This window comes from Microbacterium lacus (genome assembly GCF_044794305.1).
Taxonomy (GTDB): Bacteria; Actinomycetota; Actinomycetes; order Actinomycetales; family Microbacteriaceae; genus Microbacterium; species Microbacterium lacus_B.
This window is the reverse complement of the sequence record NZ_CP084996.1, coordinates 1,417,719-1,435,990: the sequence shown is the minus strand read 5'-3', so window position 1 is coordinate 1,435,990 and position 18,272 is coordinate 1,417,719. Positions and strand designations below refer to the sequence as shown.

The 18,272-nt window shown below is 62.5% G+C and carries 20 protein-coding genes and 2 tRNA genes; 10 read left to right on the top strand and 12 right to left on the bottom strand.

From position 1 onward, the window contains the following. Window positions 1-5: 5 nt before the first annotated feature. From LG299_RS07020 to LG299_RS07005, 4 genes are all read left to right on the top strand, one after another. A tRNA-Thr gene (locus LG299_RS07020) sits at window positions 6-77 on the top strand. 36 nt (window positions 78-113) lie between these two features. Further along, a tRNA-Met gene (locus LG299_RS07015) sits at window positions 114-187 on the top strand. A gap of 158 nt (window positions 188-345) precedes the next feature. Beyond that, window positions 346-594 (top strand): helix-turn-helix transcriptional regulator, encoded by a 249-nt coding sequence (locus tag LG299_RS07010; RefSeq protein WP_404434342.1) that lies wholly within the window; start codon window positions 346-348, stop codon window positions 592-594. Next, window positions 594-1,799: a tyrosine-type recombinase/integrase gene (locus LG299_RS07005; protein ID WP_404434340.1), complete on the top strand. Its 1,206-nt coding sequence runs from the start codon at window positions 594-596 to the stop codon at window positions 1,797-1,799. Before LG299_RS07010 ends, LG299_RS07005 begins: the two co-directional genes overlap by 1 nt. Window positions 1,800-1,867: 68 nt before the next feature. Here LG299_RS07005 and LG299_RS07000 read toward each other — a convergent pair whose 3' ends face one another. The 4 genes from LG299_RS07000 to LG299_RS06985 all read right to left on the bottom strand — a co-directional run bounded on the left by LG299_RS07000 (window position 1,868) and on the right by LG299_RS06985 (window position 3,935). Next, window positions 1,868-1,996, bottom strand: a complete 129-nt coding sequence (locus tag LG299_RS07000) for a hypothetical protein (protein WP_404434339.1) — start codon at window positions 1,994-1,996, stop codon at window positions 1,868-1,870. Beyond that, window positions 1,966-2,259 carry an SDR family NAD(P)-dependent oxidoreductase gene (locus LG299_RS06995; protein WP_404434338.1) on the bottom strand — a complete coding sequence of 98 codons (294 nt, stop codon included), beginning with the start codon at window positions 2,257-2,259 and terminating at the stop codon, window positions 1,966-1,968. Before LG299_RS06995 ends, LG299_RS07000 begins: the two co-directional genes overlap by 31 nt. A 137-nt stretch (window positions 2,260-2,396) precedes the next feature. Next, window positions 2,397-2,960 (bottom strand): nuclear transport factor 2 family protein, encoded by a 564-nt coding sequence (locus LG299_RS06990; RefSeq protein ID WP_404434337.1) that lies wholly within the window; start codon window positions 2,958-2,960, stop codon window positions 2,397-2,399. A gap of 150 nt (window positions 2,961-3,110) precedes the next feature. Further along, window positions 3,111-3,935, bottom strand: a complete 825-nt coding sequence (locus tag LG299_RS06985) for an enoyl-CoA hydratase/isomerase family protein (protein WP_404434335.1) — start codon at window positions 3,933-3,935, stop codon at window positions 3,111-3,113. Between the two features lie 376 nt (window positions 3,936-4,311). Here LG299_RS06985 and LG299_RS06980 point away from each other — a divergent pair, with 376 nt between their 5' ends. Both LG299_RS06980 and LG299_RS06975 read left to right on the top strand, forming a co-directional pair. Beyond that, a complete protein-coding gene (locus LG299_RS06980) occupies window positions 4,312-4,938 on the top strand; it encodes a TRAP transporter small permease subunit (protein WP_404434334.1) in 627 nt (208 codons plus the stop codon). Continuing rightward, window positions 4,935-6,473 (top strand): TRAP transporter large permease, encoded by a 1,539-nt coding sequence (locus LG299_RS06975; RefSeq protein WP_404434333.1) that lies wholly within the window; start codon window positions 4,935-4,937, stop codon window positions 6,471-6,473. Before LG299_RS06980 ends, LG299_RS06975 begins: the two co-directional genes overlap by 4 nt. Before the next feature lie 62 nt (window positions 6,474-6,535). Here the strand turns inward: LG299_RS06975 and LG299_RS06970 are convergent, their stop codons facing one another. Continuing rightward, window positions 6,536-7,303: an enoyl-CoA hydratase-related protein gene (locus LG299_RS06970; RefSeq protein ID WP_404434331.1), complete on the bottom strand. Its 768-nt coding sequence runs from the start codon at window positions 7,301-7,303 to the stop codon at window positions 6,536-6,538. Between the two features lie 558 nt (window positions 7,304-7,861). On the opposite strand from LG299_RS06970, the gene LG299_RS06965 reads away from it, so the two are divergent. Beyond that, window positions 7,862-9,097 carry a hypothetical protein gene (locus LG299_RS06965; RefSeq protein WP_404434330.1) on the top strand — a complete coding sequence of 412 codons (1,236 nt, stop codon included), beginning with the start codon at window positions 7,862-7,864 and terminating at the stop codon, window positions 9,095-9,097. A gap of 155 nt (window positions 9,098-9,252) precedes the next feature. Here LG299_RS06965 and LG299_RS06960 read toward each other — a convergent pair whose 3' ends face one another. Both LG299_RS06960 and LG299_RS06955 read right to left on the bottom strand, forming a co-directional pair. Continuing rightward, on the bottom strand, window positions 9,253-9,942 hold the full coding sequence (locus tag LG299_RS06960; protein ID WP_404434329.1) for an enoyl-CoA hydratase-related protein: 690 nt from the start codon (window positions 9,940-9,942) through the stop codon (window positions 9,253-9,255). A gap of 128 nt (window positions 9,943-10,070) precedes the next feature. Next, window positions 10,071-10,826 carry an SDR family NAD(P)-dependent oxidoreductase gene (locus LG299_RS06955; RefSeq protein ID WP_404434328.1) on the bottom strand — a complete coding sequence of 252 codons (756 nt, stop codon included), beginning with the start codon at window positions 10,824-10,826 and terminating at the stop codon, window positions 10,071-10,073. Between the two features lie 268 nt (window positions 10,827-11,094). Here LG299_RS06955 and LG299_RS06950 point away from each other — a divergent pair, with 268 nt between their 5' ends. Both LG299_RS06950 and LG299_RS06945 read left to right on the top strand, forming a co-directional pair. Next, on the top strand, window positions 11,095-11,544 hold the full coding sequence (locus LG299_RS06950; RefSeq protein ID WP_404434326.1) for a nuclear transport factor 2 family protein: 450 nt from the start codon (window positions 11,095-11,097) through the stop codon (window positions 11,542-11,544). Next, window positions 11,541-12,398, top strand: a complete 858-nt coding sequence (locus LG299_RS06945; protein WP_404434325.1) for a TIGR03619 family F420-dependent LLM class oxidoreductase — start codon at window positions 11,541-11,543, stop codon at window positions 12,396-12,398. The genes LG299_RS06950 and LG299_RS06945 overlap by 4 nt, the downstream gene beginning before the upstream one ends. Window positions 12,399-12,425: 27 nt before the next feature. On the opposite strand, the gene LG299_RS06940 is transcribed toward LG299_RS06945, so the two are convergent. Then, window positions 12,426-13,226, bottom strand: a complete 801-nt coding sequence (locus tag LG299_RS06940) for an enoyl-CoA hydratase/isomerase family protein (protein WP_404434324.1) — start codon at window positions 13,224-13,226, stop codon at window positions 12,426-12,428. 213 nt (window positions 13,227-13,439) lie between these two features. Here LG299_RS06940 and LG299_RS06935 point away from each other — a divergent pair, with 213 nt between their 5' ends. Then, window positions 13,440-14,069 (top strand): TetR/AcrR family transcriptional regulator, encoded by a 630-nt coding sequence (locus tag LG299_RS06935; RefSeq protein WP_404434322.1) that lies wholly within the window; start codon window positions 13,440-13,442, stop codon window positions 14,067-14,069. A gap of 29 nt (window positions 14,070-14,098) precedes the next feature. Here the strand turns inward: LG299_RS06935 and LG299_RS06930 are convergent, their stop codons facing one another. The 4 genes from LG299_RS06930 to LG299_RS06915 form a co-directional block, all read right to left on the bottom strand. Further along, a complete protein-coding gene (locus LG299_RS06930) occupies window positions 14,099-15,220 on the bottom strand; it encodes an NAD(P)H-dependent flavin oxidoreductase (protein WP_404434321.1) in 1,122 nt (373 codons plus the stop codon). A gap of 66 nt (window positions 15,221-15,286) precedes the next feature. Next, window positions 15,287-15,820 carry a thioesterase family protein gene (locus tag LG299_RS06925; RefSeq protein ID WP_404434320.1) on the bottom strand — a complete coding sequence of 178 codons (534 nt, stop codon included), beginning with the start codon at window positions 15,818-15,820 and terminating at the stop codon, window positions 15,287-15,289. Window positions 15,821-15,867: 47 nt separating this feature from the next. Beyond that, on the bottom strand, window positions 15,868-16,542 hold the full coding sequence (locus tag LG299_RS06920; RefSeq protein ID WP_404434319.1) for a nitroreductase: 675 nt from the start codon (window positions 16,540-16,542) through the stop codon (window positions 15,868-15,870). Between the two features lie 93 nt (window positions 16,543-16,635). Continuing rightward, a complete protein-coding gene (locus LG299_RS06915; protein ID WP_404434318.1) occupies window positions 16,636-18,126 on the bottom strand; it encodes a hypothetical protein in 1,491 nt (496 codons plus the stop codon). Window positions 18,127-18,272 lie beyond the last annotated feature (146 nt).

The window sequence follows — 18,272 nt, the reverse complement described above, 5'->3', positions numbered from 1 at the left end:
AGCACGCCCCGATAGCTCAGTGGTAGAGCACTTCCATGGTAAGGAAGGGGTCGTCAGTTCAATCCTGACTCGGGGCTCGTAGCATCCAATTCTCAACATTCCGGATGCCTCGTGGCAGGGTAGCTCAGCTGGTTAGAGCGCACGACTCATAATCGTGAGGTCGCGGGTTCAAGCCCCGCTCCTGCTACTTCGAAATCTATCTTGATCAGCATTTCTTGTCCCATCTGAAGGGACAGAGACTTGATGCACTCAACGTTTATTCAACGTTTATTGCTTGGCACACCCGTTTCGTGCGGCTTCTGGGGCAGAGCGTTCGACCCGCCTCGGTTCTTCTGGGATCGACTCGTGCACCTGTCTGCCATGGACAGCGAACGACTCACCCAACTCGGCTTGGAGCCGATTATCACAACCAGCGAACTCGCCGACTACCTCGGCGTGAACGTGCAGGCCATCTACGATCTCCGCGCCGACGGCAATGGACCGACCGGGGTGCGGGTGGGGCGCGAGATTCGCTTCCGTGTTTCCGTGGTGCGGGACTGGCTCGACGCCCGTCATGAGAGCCGCTCCGCAGCTGGCGCTGGGGGTGAGTCCTGATGGCTGGGCGGCCGCGGCTCGCCATCGGGACGTTCGGTGACATCACCGTCAAGACTGTGGCGCCGGGTCGGTTCCAGGCGTCGACGCGGTTCCGCGACTGGGACGGCCAAACCCGCCAAGTGATCGCGACCGGAGCGAGCCGCAACGCTGCCCAGACGGAGCTCAAGACTCGCCTCGTGGCCAGGATGCGGAGCGGTGACCTCGGTGACACGCTCAGCGCGGACTCGCCCTTCACTGACCTTGCCGCAGCGTGGCTGGACGATTTGATGCTCGACACGGAGCGATCCGACGGGACAAAGGAGGTCTACGAGCGCGAGTTGCGCACCCTCGTCATGCCGACCTTTCAACGCTTCACCGTCCGGGAGGTCACTGTCGGACGCATCGAGAGGTACCTCAAGGTCCAGCGCGCGAAGTCTTACGCGCGGGCAAAGCACTCCCGGACCATTCTGAGCATGGTGATGGCTTTCGCCGTCCGCCTCGAGATCCTTTCGCGCAACCCGGTCAAGGAGACGTCCCGGATGCGGAAGCCGAAGCGGGTGCCGAAAGCGCTGACGGATGCGCAGATTCTCGCGATCCGCACGGCGGCCCGGGAATGGCGCACCGAGCAGGGCACCCTCGGTCCGCATCCCGATGGGCAGGTGCGCGATCTGATCGAGCTGATGCTGGGCAGCGCCACACGGATCGGCGAGGCGCTTGCGCTACGCAAGTGTGACGTCGACATGGCGGCCAACCCGCCGACGATTCACGTCGGCGGGACGATCGTGGTGCGCAGAGGTCAGGGTGTTTCGCGGCAGTCCAAGCCGAAGACCGACGAATCGAACCGGACCGTCGCGGTGCCTCCGTTTGCGGCGGAGGTGATTCGCCGGCGCCTTGCTCTCATCGCGGGGGAGTACGAGGAGCATTTGCTGTTCTTCACGCGTGCCGGTACACCGCTCGCGCCGCACAATGCGCGTCGCACCTTCCGTCAGATCCTTACACTCGCCGGCCTGGACGGTGTCGACATCACGCCCCACGCGTTTCGTCGCACGGGCGCGACCTTGCTGGCGAACACGGTCGGCATCGACACGGCAGCTGAGGTGCTGGGCCACACCTCAGCGGCAACGACGAAGGAGCATTATGCCGAGCCCGATCGGTCGGTGAACCCCGTGTCAGCGGATGTGTTGCAGAGGCTCGCTCCCGGTGGTCAAGGCACGATAGGTCGTTGAAAATCTTTCGGTGTTTGGTCGTTCATCCCCATCCAACACGATGCAAACGTCTGATCGGGACTCCGGTTCTACGAGCCCGCGCCGAGGTGCGCTCCGCCGGCGACGTCGAGTGACACGCCGGTGATGTACCGGTTAGCCGGGTCGGTCAGAAAGTTGATCGCGCTAGTTAATTCGGCCGGTTTGGCGAAGCGTTGCATCGGTAGTTGTGCGGCGCGGGCGTCCCGAGCTGCCCGAGCGGCACCGGACTGTCGGCGAGCTGCGCCCACATCGGCATATTCACCGGACCCGGGTTGACAGCATTCACCGAGATGCCAAACGGCCCAAGAATCTTCGCCATGGACCACATGATGTGCAGCACGGCGATCTTGCTGGCGTTGTAGGGCAGATAGTCGACTCGCGCTTCTTTAGCCGCTACTGACGACAGCAGCAGGATCGTTCCCTTCGTGGCACTGTCCCGCATGATGTTCGCGACTCGCGGGTGATTGTGAAGGATCTGATCTCGGCACATTCCTTTACGATCTCTCTACTTGACTTCCGGAGACCGTCGATAGGCCGTATCTCTGGCTCAAGGCTCGCGAAGCGTGATATCCGCCCGCGTCATACCGAGAGGCGCTCGGTTCCGCCCGACGCCCGCTTCCGCGCCACCCACGCGGCAGCGTACGACACGTCGGTACGGTCGCGCGCCGACCGGTGCCAGTCAGGGCCGACCTGATCATGGTCCCCGCCGACCGGAATGGTGGTTTCAGAGTCCACCACGATGGCTCGGTCCAAGATGCGCCAATGCCCATGGCGACGTTCCACGACGTCGACATAACGCAGGTTCAAGATCCAATCGGTGGCCGGAGTGTCAGATGTAGGAAACGTCCGATGATAAGCGCGCGTCGAGGACTCCATCCAGGCCACCTCGCCGTGGAGTTCCACAAGCTGATTGCCGGTGAAGTGCGTCGTCGCGGCGAAGCGCGAAAGTGACCCGGGCGATGATCCCCACGCGATGAAATCTTGGATGTCGCCGCGGAACCGTCGCCCGTGGTCGTCAATCGCATCCTCGTGGAAGCACGAACGCACCAGATCCCAGTCCAGCCGATCGATCCCGCGGCAGTAGCGGATCTGCAGATTCTTGATTGCTGCCTCGTGAACATAGCGCTCGAACTCATTATGCATTGGCCACATAGCTCACTCTTCCTTTTGCTGCCCGGACGGTGATCCTCACTAGCGAGGTAGCCGGGTCGCGATTGATCCGACACGACCTCGCGTTGACCGCTGGACGAACGAACGAATTTCCCGCGAACCGAGCTCCTCGGCGAGAGAATTTCAGCTATCCTCAGCGGCCGGATCGGATCCCTCGGCCGGAGATCGCGAGATCGATCGATCAGCGAGTTTCGACACTGTCTGTGCATGTTCTGGTGACATGAGGGAGACGAGTTCGGACGCCAGAGCGTACTCGAAGGCTCCTCCGCCGAGGCGTTCCAGTTGCATATTGAATCCTCGTTTGGTCGTTCGCACCGCTCGCGACGGTAGCGCGGCCAGGCGCTCCGCATAGTCCCGTGACACTCTCTCGAGATCGGCCCGCGGCACGACGCGGTTGACCATACCCAGGCGGTAGGCCTCGGCGGCGGTCAGGCGATCGCCCAGGAGCACGTACTCCTTGGCGATCTGCAGACCCGCCGACATCGACCAGGCGAGACCACCGTCCGCTGCCGTCATGCCCAGCTTCACATGGGTGTCGCGGTAGAAGCCGTCCTCTGACATCACCACGATGTCCGAGAGGATGCCAATGCTTGCTGCGACGCCGACGGCACCACCCTGGATCGCCGTCACGAGGGGAAGCGGGAAACGGATCAGCGCATCGAGCAGGGTCCACCCCTCCTCGACGGATCGTTCGAGCGCGAGACGGTCATTCTGCAACTCCTGGAACCATGTGTAGTCGCCCCCTGCGCTGAAGATGTCGCCTTCGGCGTTGAGAAGCACCGCGCGGGCGTCCCCGTCCTCGCGAAGTAGCCGGAAGACGTCCGTCAAGCCATGATGCAAATCGCCATCGATCGCGTTCTTCGCTTCCGCTCGCGTAATCGTGACAACCCGGACCGGCCCCTCGATGCGAACACGCAATGTATCGGGAAGAGATGAGTAGTGAGACATAGGTCCTTCCAATCTGCCGGGGTAGCCTCGGACTCCGAATACCGATCGCTCCAAGCCGAGTTTCACGCACCGATGCTCGACACAATACTGCACCGTTTCCGTCAGTTCGAGCTAGTAGGCGTGCTCGGACGTGACATCAGAAACTGCTGACTGCTGGCGTCAGCCTACGATCGGGATTACGATACTGACGATCACTGTTTAATAAGTCCGCTCCGCGGCATTATCTGATGAACCAACAATGAGGTTGTGAAATGACGGTTTGCGGTATCCACTCAACTCCCACGCAATTCAGGCCAACCGATCGAGCGCGGGCGATTCGAGCGCTCCGCCCGGGACGTGGCCGTGCTTCGGCGAGCGTCGCGACGGGATCGTGCTCATGAGTGACGTGACCGAGCGACTTCCCTGGTTGAAGTGGATCGACCGGTTCAGCACCGCGCTCGCTGTTCTCGCGGGAGTCGCAACGGTGGGATTGATGATCAACATCGTCCTCGATGTCGTGGGCCGATACTTCTACAACCGTCCGCTTCCGGGTACCCTCGATCTTTCGCAGTACGCCTGGATGCCGAGTCTGGTGTCTCTCGCTCTGGGGTATGCGCTACTACGCGGGGAGCACATCCGGGTCAACTTGCTTACTGCACCGACCGGTCCAAGGACGCAGCGCATCATCGAGATCGTCGGCATGACGTTTACGCTCGCCACCGCCGTGTTGTTCCTCTGGTTCAGCATCGAGAAGGCGGCCCAGGCCATGGACTTCGGTGAGAGTGCGGTCGGCGCGCCCTGGCTCGCGATCTGGCTGTTCCGATGGGTGGTTGCCGTGGGCCTCGTCGGTCTGCTTCTGCAGTCGGCCGCTCAACTGATGCGAGCGGTCACCGTCGAGCACTTTATTTCCTCCGATGCGGACGAGGTGGCCGCCATTCTCGAGGATGGGGAGGACGTGTTAGTCGAGCTTGAGCACGAGGCAGACCGCGCGCATGCGCGTTCTGGAAAGGAGGCAGTCCGGTGAGCGAGCCTACGACGACCCAGAAGCCCTCGTCAGAACTGACACCGTTTCCGGACATCAGAGCCGCCTTGGCTGCGCGACGCTTCACCATCGGGCTGATCGTGGCCGCTGTCGTCACGATTCTGCTCGCCGTCTACCTCTTCTTCGTTCCGTCGAACAAGCTCATCGTCGGTCTTGTCGTCATCCTGTTGATGATGAGTCTCATGTTGTTCAAGATTCCGATCGGCATCGCAATGTCGGCAGCGGGTATCTTCGGTCTCTACGTCCTGGTCGGGCCGAAGGCGATCGCCGGAACCCTGCAGGAGGTCGTATTCACGTCGTTCGCATCGTGGTCGCTCAGTGTCATTCCGATGTTCGTGTTGATGGGTGTCGCCATGGGAAAGAGCGGCCTGATGAGCGGGGCGTACGACACTGCGAGCAAATGGTTTGGCCGCCTGCCGGGAGGGCTCGCTATAGCGACGAATTTCGCCGGTGCCGGTATGGCAACCACGAGCGGTAGCACCATTGGCATCACGTACGCCATGGGCCGCGTGTCGATTCCTGAGATGATCCGCGCGGGATACAAGCCTTCGCTGGCAATGGGCGCGACAGGAGTGGCGGGCACCCTCGGTCAGGTCATCCCCCCGAGTGTCTTGCTGGTGATCTACGCCGGCGTGGCGGAGACCCCCGTCGGTCCGCAGTTGCTCGCAGGTCTCGTGCCAGGCCTCGCGCTCGCTGTGCTCTTTGTCGTCGTCATCCTCCTGTGGGCGGCGTTCAGTCCCGAGTCTGCGCCTCGCGGTGCGAGCTTTCCGTGGAAAGTGCGCCTGGCGTCACTTGTGAACCTGGTGCCGGTGCTTCTCATTGTCGTCGTCGTGTTGGGCGGCATCTATTTCGGAGTCTTCACCGCTACCGAGGCTGGTGCCTTCGGAGCGCTGATCACGCTGGTTCTCGGGTTGGGCGTCGTAGTCGCTCGGTCCAAGCGCAACATCGTGCGCGGTGAGCTCCAGGTGCCGACTCGCAAAGTCGTCCGAACTTTCCTGTCGCACAGCCTGATGGAGACGGTTTCGGCGGTTGCGGCAATCATGCTTCTGCTCGTCGGCGTCAACCTGCTCACCCGGGTAACGACACTCAGCGGCCTCGCGCAGTGGGTTGCGGACCTAGTCAGCGACCTCGGACTTAGTCAGCTGGCATTCCTACTCTTGCTTATCCCGATCTATTTGATCCTGGGATTCTTTCTCGACACCCTCGCGATGATGCTCTTGACCATCCCGGTCTTCATGGCCCCCTTGATCGCGTTGGACGTGAACCTGATCTGGTTCGGGGTGTTCCTCATCATCCTCGCGGAGATCGACATGATAGCCCCTCCACTGGGAATCTTGAATTTCGTCGTGCTCGCTCTGGCGCAGTCAAGTACGAAGGGTATGGGCCTCAACCTCAAGATCACCGACGTCTTCAAAGGGGTGATGCCATTCATAGGTGCCTGCGTACTGATGCTGGTGATCCTCATCTTCTGGCCCGAGATCGCGTTGTGGTTGCCCGAGCTGTCGGCCGCTAAATAGCAGCGCGATGCACCACACAGCAGATCACAGGCGCTCGTCTATTCGCGTTCCGTCACGTTCGCTCACCGGTGGATGAATTCGGGCTTTCGCTTTTGACGGAACGCGGCCATGCCTTCGGCCCGGTCGTCCAGGCCGAACACCGATACGAATGCGAAGTTCTCGGTTCGCAGTCCCTCGCGGAGCGGTGTCTCCAGGGCGGCGTTCAGCAACGACTTCGCCGTCATCGTGCTCGGCAACGACTTCGCAGCGATTGACTCGGCGGTCTTCAGCGCTTCGGAGAGGAGATCGTCCGCTGGGATAACCCGCGAGACGAGTCCGCATCGCTCGGCCTCGGCAGCGCCCATCATCCGGCCGGTTAGCACTAAGTCCGCGGCCTTATAGGCGCCGACGGCACGCGTCAGCCTTTGGGTGCCGCCCATGCCGGGAATCACGGCAAGGTTCAACTCCGGCTGGCCGAATTTCGCGTTGTCCGCTGCGAGGATGATGTCGCACATCATGGCCAGTTCGCACCCTCCTCCGAGCGCGAACCCCGATACCGCGGCGATGACCGGGGTGCGCACGCATGCGAATCGGTCCCAGTCGGCAAAGTGCCACCTCATCTGTTCCGGCGTCTTCGTTTCCATCTCCTTCACGTCCGCGCCGGCAGCGAACGCGCGCGTCGAGCCGGTGATGACGATTGCGCCGACTGATTCGTCGGCGTCGAAGGCGTCAGCGGCAGCGACCACCTCGCGCATCATCTGAGCATTGAGGGCGTTCAAGGCTTCGGGGCGGTGCAACGTGATCCACCCGACGCGATCCTTTTGCTCCACCCGAATCGTCTGATAGTCCATCTTGATCCACCCTTTCGCCTACGTTGCGCAAGACTCCTTTTTCGTCCGGCACAGTCATCAATCGCAACCCGACGTGCCGACTGAGGACACGGTCGGCAACAGAGTACGCGAATACTGACGCTTGTCGTACGTAAAACAGGTTGGCGGTCAAAGTGCATTCGCTCGACGCTGCCTAGTTGCCGCGTCGATGCCTCCGCCGCCCCCCCATGATGAGCGCACGCCTTCCTTCCAATCAGCGACCCTGCACTCTGTGAGGCAAGGGGTCCACATAACGATCCTGACGCGATTCGTCGGTATCCGTTAAGACGCTCTTGACAAACCTGACGATTCTCGTAAAGATAATCGCGATCGGCGCTATTCGGAGTCGAGACTTGGGGTGGACGCCGAGTTTCGTGAAGGCGAGGCGAATCGGTCCAGTCGCGGGTGTCTGGACCAGCACAAGCGGGGCGCCCTCCTTATCGGGAGGGTTCGGAAGGCGTGAGGTTGCGCGATCGAGGGCTCCGGGATGGGCGCCATTTCTTGCCCCGGCTGGATCAAATAACACAAAGGAGTGGACTCTTGAATCGAAAAATCACAACACCACTATCGGTGATCGGTGCGCTGAGTGTCGCCGTGCTCGTCACCGCTTGCAGCGGCGGGGGCGGCGCACCCGCTGGGTCACCAACCGATTCCGCCGGCTCCGACTGGAGCTCGATCGAACCGGTCGAACTGACGGTGAGCAACATCTTCGCGGAGGGATCTGTTTCGACCGTATTGTTGCAAGACTGGATGGACGCGGTCACCGAGCAGACCGAAGGCGTCGTCACCTTCGACTACTATCCTGGCGGCACTCTGCACCCGCTTCTCGAGTCGCTCTCCGCTTTGAACTCCGGCTTGACCGACATCACGTACATGGGGAACAGCTTCTTCCCGGATCAGCTACCGATCTCGAACTGGCGCGACAAGGTCACGCAGGCTGCTTTGCAGAGTGTCAACTACCCCCTCGTGGACGTGGCGGGCATCGGACAGGAATTCGCGCAGCATGGCAGCGGGAGCGCCAGCGTGACAGAGCAGGCAGAAGCCGGCTTCATCTCGTTCATGCCGCTGCTCATCGGGCCGCCTGCCTTCTCATGCGTCGAGGAGTTTGAGACGCCCGACGATCTCGCGGGCCGTCAGACGCGGGTGAGCGGCGCAACAGCCAAGGGCGAGGTCGAGTCTCTCGGCATGGGTGGCGTGTTCACTGCCGCCAACGAGCAGTACGAGGCGCTGCAGCGCGGCGTTCTGGATTGCGCCGTCAATGCGCCCACAACGGTCGTCAGCGGCGGTCTGCTCGAGGTCACGCCGTGGGTTGCATTCCCGAAATTCGCCCCCTTGCTCGGCTCCGGCTGGGCCATTTCGACGTCGGCGTGGGAAGAGTTGGCACCCGAGATCCAGGACGTCATGACCGAGGCGCGGTACGACGCCATGACCACCTGGATACAGGCGAGCCTGAATGAGTTCCAGACTCTTGCCGACGCCGCGGAGGAGATCGGCGGTGGTGTCATCGAATCTGACGAGATCAACCCCGTCGTCGACGATTGGTGGGCCGACCAGCCCAGCCTCGAATCGGCTGCTCCCACAGGGGTCGAGGACCCCCAAGCCGAGATCGCGGCGATCAACGCTGTCGTCGAAGAATGGCTGACGTTCTCGACGGAGGAGTTGGGGATCGATCCCGAGCCCGAGAACATTCGTGATGTGCTCGCCGAGGGCGGCGGAGTAGTTGACGACTGGCAGCCGTGGCGCGACAAGCTGGCTGAAGGGCCGGGAATCCAGTAGAGCACACCGGTGGGCGCCTAGCGACCCGTCACGTCGGGGGTGGGGGATTTCGATCCCGCACCCCCGACTCGTGTGTGGAAGTGACCGAACGGACATGGAACTCCGCGCCAGAACTCTGACGGGTTTCGATCGTGCTGGCCAACCGACGCGCGGTGTCAGGATTTCAATGCGTCGGGATGCCAGGAGGGAATGCGTCGCTCGAAGAATGCGGCGACGCCCTCGCGCATGTCATCGCCGCGGTTGATCGCTGCGATCGCTTCGTCGGTGGCACGCCAGCCTTCGGCATCCCGCTTCTCACGGCTGCGCGCGACCGCGCGCAGAAGAGCTGTGAGCGATGCGGGCGACGATCGACACACTGACTCCGCCAGATCGAGCGCCACCGGGATGGCGTCGCCGGTGGCCGCTACTCGTGTGGCAAGCCCGTACACGCCAGCCTGCTCACCACCGAGCTCGTCGCCGGCGAGGAGCATGCCCAGCGCGACTGATTCCGGAAGCACGTCCAAGATGCGGAAGATACCCCCGCACGTCGGAATCAAGCCACGCAGACTCTCCGGAAGCGCCAACCGCGCCCCGGAGGCGACGACGATGAGATCGCAAGCCAGCACGATCTCGAGGCCGCCGCCGAATGCCACACCCTCCACTGCCGCGATGACGGGTTTCGTGCGACGTCGACGAACGATGCCGTACTCGCCTCCGCGCGGCGTGGCGGGACTGCGCGAGAGGTTCAGGTCTGTCCCCGCGCTGAAGTGTCCGCCAGCGCCTGTGAGCACACCCACGCGTAGCCCCTCGTCCTCCTCCAGAAGGTCGAGCGCCATCTCGAGCTGCCGCGCCATGACGTCATCCATGGCGTTGCGGCGCTCTGGACGATCCAGTGAGATTATGAGCGCTGAGTTTTGAACGGAAGTTGTTACCGGCATGATTTCTCCAGGCGACGGGTGGACAAGGGCCTCGCGGACTCAGTGCCGCGGCTAGCTCAAGATGGAGGCATCCGGATGGCGCCATCCATCCGGATCGTCTCGCCGTTCAGGTAGTCGTGCTCGATGATCATCTGTGCGAGTTGCGCGAACTCGTCAGGACGCGCGAGGCGACGGGGGAACGGAACCGAACCTGCAAGAGACTCGTTCACACTCTCTCCCAGAGCCGCGAGAAGCGGAGTGTCCACGATCCCCGGCGCGATTGTATTCACACGGATCCCATAAGCAGCCAGATCGCGCGCTGCGGGGAGGCAGAGCGCCACAATTCCGCCCTTGGAAGCGGCATACGCTACTTGACCGATCTGACCCTCGAAAGCGGCGACCGAAGCGGTGTTTACAATCACACCACGCTGGCCGTTCTCGTCTGGATCCTGCTCGGCGATGACAGAGGCTCCCACGCTCAGGACGTTGAAGGTGCCGATCAGATTGATTTCGATTGTGCGGCGAAACAGGTCGAGCTCATGGGCGCCGCGCGAGCTGAGCGTCTTGCGCGCGGGGGCGATTCCTGCGCAGTTGACGACCACGCGAAGAGGAGGGCCGCTCCTGACAGACTCGAAGGCGTTGCGGATGTCGTCGGCACTGGTTACGTCACCCGCGAGATAGCGCACACCTTGCGGTGCGTTCTTGCCCTCGAGCGCCTGCGGCAAATCGAGCGCTACAACGTGAGCGCCTGCGCCGGCGAGCCGCGTTGCGGTCGCGGCCCCAAGGCCAGACGCCCCGCCTGTGATCAGTGCGGTACAACGGGTCAGATCCATGATTCTCCTGAGCTTTGGTACGAAAAGTAGGGACGTCCTACGAGGTCGCTGGTCGACGGTTATGTGCGGCGCAGCAATGCTTCCGCTTGTCACATTTACGGACTAATAGCGTCATTATTTAGGAAGTGGGTGCGCCGCGCAACGCGGCAAGTGAGCGCCGTGCATCAATCTGCGCGATCGGAGAGGGACGATGGTCGGCGCTCCCACCACCGTTGACTTACTGGTCTAAATATGTCAGATTATGCTCGTGACTACTATAGAAGCTAGGTTGGCGAGGCTCGAAGCTGAGCGCGATATCTTCAACCTGTTCGCTCGTTACGCTGCGGCCGTGGATGTCTCAGATCCCGACGGTGTCGGATTGTGCTTCGCTTCCGATGGGCGCCTCGAATTGGTTCCGAGCTCTGGGGCGGGCGGCGCAAAGGATTTTCGCGGCCGCGACGCGATTTCAGCGTTCATCGGTGCTCAGCCCCCGTCTCCCGACGTGTTCCAGCAGCATGGCGTGGGCGAAGCTCGCCTTCTGCTCGCGGCCGACGGGACAACTGCGTCGTGCGATTCGAACTTCGTCGTCTTCAAGCGCAGCGGTGGGGGGCAATCGAGCGGGGCTCCCTTCGTTCATGCATTCGGCACGTACGCGGATGAGCTCACCCTGAGTGACGCGGGTTGGCTTTTTCAGTCTCGAAGAGCCGTCTACGACGGCGTTAGGGCGGTGGCTTCGTGAAGTTTTGGCTCGCCATGTTCGGCATCCCTACCAACGAGATGCCCGATTACGCGCGACTCGTCGAGAGCTTGGGCGTGGATGGTGTCGCTATCCCGGATCACGCGTGCATGCCCACAAAGATCGAGAGCCCGTACCCCTACGGCAAGCCCGCCGACCGAACCACCGCATTCGGTGTCGATATGGACTTCCCTGATCCGTGGGTGTGTATCGGCAGCATGGCCTCCGTGACGTCGACACTCAGGTTCGCGACGCACGTGACCGTCGTCCCGGTGTTGCATCCGTTCACTCTCTATCGGCAGGCAGCAACGGCTGCCGTGGCCAGCAACTATCGAGTCGATCTCGGAGTCGGGATCGGGTGGATGGCCGAAGAACTCGAGGCCATGGGTGTCGACTTCCGAACCAGGGCAAGTCGCACCGACGAGTCGCTCGACATCATCCGTGAACTCAGTCGCAATCAACCGCTCGCCTGGGCCGGGAAGCGATACTCGTTCGACGAGGTCACGGTCTCGCCCCTTTTGAAGGGTCCACTGCCCATCATCGTCGGCGGAGAAAGCCCTGCCGCTCTCCGACGTGCCGCGAGAGTCGGCGATGGCTGGGTGGGGGCGAAGGTCAACCCGGAAGAGATGGCGAGCATCATCAAGGATCTGCGAGTTGAACTCGACAAGGCAGGGCGCGATGTCGACAGCTTCTCGGTGCGGGCACGACTACGCGATGCACCGACGCTGGCCGACTGTCAGGCGCTCGCCGACCTTGGGGTCGAAGCGATCATGCTCCCGGACTGGGTGATTCCCGGCGACACGATGGAAGAACGTCTCGAGCGATTCGCGACCGACATCATCGCCAAGACGCGATAACCATTGCCGATACAGACGGCACAGTGCTCACAACCCGGTGAAGTCCGGCTGCCGTTTGCTCGCGAATGCTTCGATGGCCTCGGCATGGCTCGCGCTTCGCATCGTGACGATCTCATAGGCGATGGACGCGTCCAAGGCGGAGTTGGCGATCTGCTTGAGGCCGATGTTCGTGGCTACCTTGGACCAGCGGATCGCGTCCGTCGGCCCGGCGACGAGCCGGTGCGCCATCGCGTCCACAGCCGCGTCGAGTTCGTCGCGGGGGACCGCGTGGTTCACCAGCCCCATCGCCGCAGCTTCGGCTGCTGGAATCATGTCTCCGGTCATCAGATATTCCTTGGCGCGGTTGTAGCCGATCAGCTGGGGCCAGATGATCGCTCCGCCGTCTCCGGCAACGACGCCTGCGGCGACGTGCGGGTCACCGATGCGAGTGTCGTCAGCGATGTAGGAGATGTCGCAGAAGAGTGCAAGCGTCGCTCCCAATCCGATCGCTACACCGTTGATCTTGGCGATTATCGGCTTTTCGAGGTCAAGCATTCCGTTGACGACTCGCTTACCGGTTGCGGCGTTCAAATAGTGGCCAGCCGCGCCGTGCGACCGCAAATGCTCCGCCATGGCCTTCAAATCACCGCCCGCACAGAACGCCGTACCGGCTCCCGTTAGAACCACCACCAGAGTTTCGTCGTCCTTGGCGATGTCATAGAAGATGTCGCCAAGCTCCTCGTGCAGTTCATCGTCGATCGCGTTATATCGCTCGGGACGATTCAGCGTGACTGTGAGCACGGAGTCCCGGCGTTCAATGGCCAGTTTCTTGTAGCGACCGTAGTCCATTGGTCAAATTTAGCAGACGGATTGCGTACAGAAATGCAGGCGTGAACCCCGACCGATGCAACCAGGGTGTGAATCCTGGGGAAATCCGGACGCAAATGTTATCTTGATTCTGCTGCCTAGCCGGAACACACTGTTGGTTTCGAACAGAACGACATGTATCCCACACGGCGGCACAGATGCGAATGCCGACTGCGGCAGGGAGGCGATATCGCGGTGACGAATATTGAACGCGGACGACCTCGCGACCCGGAGGTGGACAAGCGAATCATCGACGCAGCCATCGATGTTTTTGCCTCTCACGGGTGGTCCGGGTTCACCCTCGACCGCGTCGCCAGCGTGGCGAAAGTGGGTAAAGGCTCTGTGTATCTGCGATGGGACAGTAAGACAGACCTTCTCACCGCTGCGTTGGAACAGGAACTCCCTTTCGTTCCGCCCGTCATCGACAGCGGTTCATACGCTGGCGACCTTCGGGCTCTCGGCCGACAGCTTCTGGTGACGTACTCCGGCACGAGAGGTCGCGCCTTCCTCCGTGTGCTGATGGAGCTGACGCGCAATCCGGAATTCGGGGCCTACACCAAATTCCGCATGGAGCAACTGGCGTCCGGTCGAGCCATGGTGCGTCGCGCCAAGGCCCGTGGCGAGCTTCCCGAGCGCGTACCCGTAACCCTGCCGCTCGACGCGCTTTCGGGCGCGATTCTGATGCACGTCCTCACCGCTCCAAGAAGAGCGTCGAGCGCCGAGGCCCTTGAGATATTCCTCGACAATGCCGTGTCGCTCGTCCTTGCGGCGACGACGGATCCATCGATCGACTGGAGCACAGAAGAAGTCGCCTCAGCTGTTTAGGGCCGCGAGGCACCCGACCGTTGGGAGTCCTACTCGTCGATCGACTCTGTCAGGGCGGTGACGGCCTCGATGTATCCCTCTGCAAAGTCCGCCATGATCTGGGCGACGCTCTTAGGCTGATTCATCAGTCCAACGCCCTGACCGACCCAGTAGGTGCTGAGCTCCGTCGCGCCGACGTGGCCACCATCGGCGAGCAGACTCGCCTTCTGTAGCGCAGGTTCGCTCAGGTAGCCCATCAGGGGCATCTCCAGGGAGGCAGGCGCGCCGGGAGCCTCCCAGCCGGCATGCCACGCTGAGCGCAACTGGCGCGAGGGCTTACCCGTGCGGTATTTGGACCGCACCGTGTCACTCGAGCTGGCTTCGAGCATCTTGCGCTTGAGGTGCTCCTCGGTCTCGGCTTCTCGACTAGTTAGCCAGACCGATCCGCACCAGGCGCCCGCGGCGCCAAGGGCGACCGAGGCAGCGAGCTGGTGACCGTTCATGATTCCCCCAGCGGCAAGAACGGGCACGTCCGGATTGATGGAATTCACCGTCTGCACGATCTCTGCGGTGAGCACAATGGTTCCGATCTCGCCGGTGTGTCCGCCCGCCTCGTACCCCTGGGCGACGATCACGTCCACTCCTCGCTCGAGCTGCCTCAGCGCGTGCTTCTTGTTGCCGACGAGGGCCGCGACGTATGCGCCTGCTGCATGAGCCTTCTCGACCATGGCGGCCGGGGGCGGTCCGAGTGCGCTGGCGATCAGAGTCACGCCGTGCGCGAGGGCCACGTCGATGAGTTCGTCCGCGCGGTGTTCAGAGAAGGACTCTGCGGTTGCCATGGCCACCGCGGTCAGGCTGTCCGGATCGATGTCGTGCTCGCGAAGTAATTGATCTCGGTATGCCACTGCGTCGGCCGGCAGTTGGACCGCGTCGGGGCTGACTCCACCGTCCGCCAAAGAGGTGGGGAGCATCAGGTCGATCCCGTAGGGCGCCCCGCCCACGTGCTCGTCGATCCAGGTGAGCTCGGCTTCGAGTTCTGCGGGGCTCATGAGCACGGCTCCAAGAACGCCGTACCCCCCGGACTTGCTCACTGCCGCGACGACATCGCGGCAGTGCGAAAAGGCGAGCACCGGGATGTCTATCCCGAGCATCTGGCAGATCTTCGTCTGCATCTTCATAACCTCCGTTGGCTTAAACCGAGAGCGGACCCAAGAATACCAGTTTCTGACGATAAGTGTCTAAATATGCAAACCATCCCTCGGCGCCGCCGAAGGTTCGGGGGCGGGCGTCCGCCAAAGTCCCGAGCACAGGGTCGAGTCATCGACATGATTCCGGTCTTCGTGGATGGCTCTGTCGAGTTGTGTCGCGAAGCTCGAAGGAAACGCCAGGCTTCGCCTGGTCTGCATCGAGACGAGGATGTGCACGCTCTCGATCCGGCATGCAAGCCTCTGGCGGCTGCGATCGACGATGTACGCGAGGGTATGCAGCGCACGGTTCGAGCGGTCGAGGAACAGCGCGTGCACGGTGTAGCGCTCACCCAAGAGCATTTCGCCGAGGAATCGGCTGTGCTGTTCCGACACGAAAAGCGACAACCCGTCCGCTCGCGCTTCCGCCAGGCCCAGCGGCAGAGCTCGATTCCACACTGATCGGACACCCGCGGTCACGTAGTGAGGCAGACTCATGTGCCCGTTGGCGTCAACCAGTTCTCCCGAAACGTGTGTGTCGGTAGCAGCGGGGAGTCGAGTGATGCCGTCGAGGAAGGGGTCTAACATCGACTGCTCCTCGTCTTCCTGGCTGCGCGCATGGTTGGAGAGTGCCCTTACCCGCGCCAACGCACGACGGATTCGGACTCTGCTCGGGAGGTACGATAACCGTTGGCCGGGTGATCGTCATCGGGCCAGCCCAGAGACACCGCGACGAGTACCGATTCGGTCTCGGGGATGCCGAAGAAGGAGCGGACGAGGGGCGAACGCGTAGCAACGGCGGCCTGTGGAATTGTCCCGACACCCAGGGATGCTGCGGCGAGGAGCAGGTGGCCGACGAAAATTCCGACATCGAGTATCGCGTAAGGGCCGAGCGCGACGTCTACCGTGACGATTGCAACATGGGGAGCGCCGAAGAGTTCGAAGTTCTTCGCCGACTGACGCGCAGAGGCTTCCCGGTCGCCGCGCGCGACTCCCACGGCGTCGTAGAGCTGCCATCCGCTCTCACGACGTCGCTCGAGGTGATGGCCGCGGTACTCGGTCGGCATCGGGATATCCGACTCGACTTCTCCGGCGTGCGCGAGGGCGTCGGCAAGCAGGGCTGAGCGGAACCGGTCCGTCTCGTCGCCCTGTGTCACGTAGGCATGCCAGGGCTGGCTGTTGCACCAAGACGGAGATGCGCGGGCGATATCGAAGATCTGCTGGAGGATGGCGTGCGGGACAGGGCCGGGGCGGAACGCCCGCTTGCTCCGCCGTCCTGCAACGATGCGGTTCACAGCGTCGGCTTCCATATGCGGCTCCACTGTGTGATCCGGTGGCATGAGTGACCTCGTTTCGATCTGCGCCGCCGAGCGCCTCAGCTGCTTTCGCTCGACAGGATTGGATTACCGGGTGGCTGGAGCGAGAGAGGGTGACCGCTCTGCGAAGTCTACGAGCGACGTGCCCCGCACGATGGCGGTCAGGCCGACAACGTCGTTCGCCTCCAGTTCGGCAAGAAGATTCCATTCGTCGGTACGGGCCAGGATGCGAACCCCCTCGGCGGTCTCAGCCACGACGAATCCGTGTTGTGCGACGTCATCGCGGGCATAGCGGACCGTGCTTGCCAGGATCGTCGCGGGGCCGTGGAGGACGTCGGTCACGGGCAGCTGCGTGTCGCACTGACGGACGCGCGGTTCGATGATCGGGGAGGCGGGGGGCCGTGCTCCGTAGATGCCGATGGCGTGCTTCGTCAACAGACCACCGTTTGCAGTGCACATCCCCAGGTCCTCGGGACGGTCTCGGAGAGCGGTCACCATGGTGGCGATCGCGTGCGTGACGTAGTTGTTCCACGGTCCGCCGCCGAAGGTGAGTCCACCCGTGACCGTGAGGTCTCCCGAGAGCTTGAGATTGAGGGCGCGGGCCCCGATCTGCACTGCGGAGGGAAAGCACGAGTACACATCGACAAGTGCGATATCGTCCATCGACACCCGACTCATCGCCAGTGCATCCATGGCAGCGGCTTGAATCGCGCGTGAGCTTGTGTACGACGCGCGAGCGGTGAAGGAGTCGCAATCCACGGCTTCTCCGAACCCGTGAACGAAGACCAAGTCGTCAGCCGAGTAGCCGAGCGAAAGCGCGCGCCCGTAGGACGTCACGATGATCGCGGCCGCTTGATCCACGTCGTTGTTCGAGACGGCGAGCTTTCGATAGGGGTGACTGATCAGGCGGTTGCCATCGGCCGGGCTCAGGATGTCCTGAGCGGTCACCCGTCGCCTGATGGCGGCGTAAGGATTCTCGGCTGCCACGTCGCTGAAAGCGGACCAGAGGCGGGCGATCACGTCGTTCTGCTCGTCGATCGTTCGGCCTGCCTCGGCCCGAATTGCGGACTCGAGCATCGGGTAGGCATCGAGCGGATCCCCGAAGCCGACGCGCGCTTCGACATCGGTAGCCATCGAGAGCTCGCGTCCTATGAGCTCGTCAGGCTGCTGATCAGCGCTCTGGACAGTCCATCCGGACGCGGTCTCCGCCCTCTTGAGCAGACGCCGTGTACGCCAGCTCTCGGCCCCCGCGATCGCAACGATGTCGCGCTTACCAGTGAACACGTGCCACGCGGCGCGGTTCACAAGCATCTGAGGGGAATGACCGCCGTGGGTGGTGTACCCGACGCGGTCCACGGTGAGTCCGAGCGTTGCAGCGACGAGGTGACCCGGATTGCTGTACGCACGGCTTCCGATCGCGACGATATCCAATTCGTCAATGGCATCCAGGACCTTCTGCGATGCGGCGAGGCTCAAAGCCTCCGCCATCAGCGTGGTCGGCTCTCCCGCCGGATACGAGGCGTTCACTTGGCCGACCCCGACGATGACGGGGCTCTGCGGATCTACCTTCACGTTCATCTCAAATGCCTTTCGCGGGCCCGGATTGACACGATGTGCGTGCACCTCAAGGCCCTGCGCACCATATAGTAGACGAAACAAGTCGGTTATGTGCAGCGCGGATGGGTTCGCGCTTGTGGGTGCCGGCGAAGGCGCCGCAGACGTTG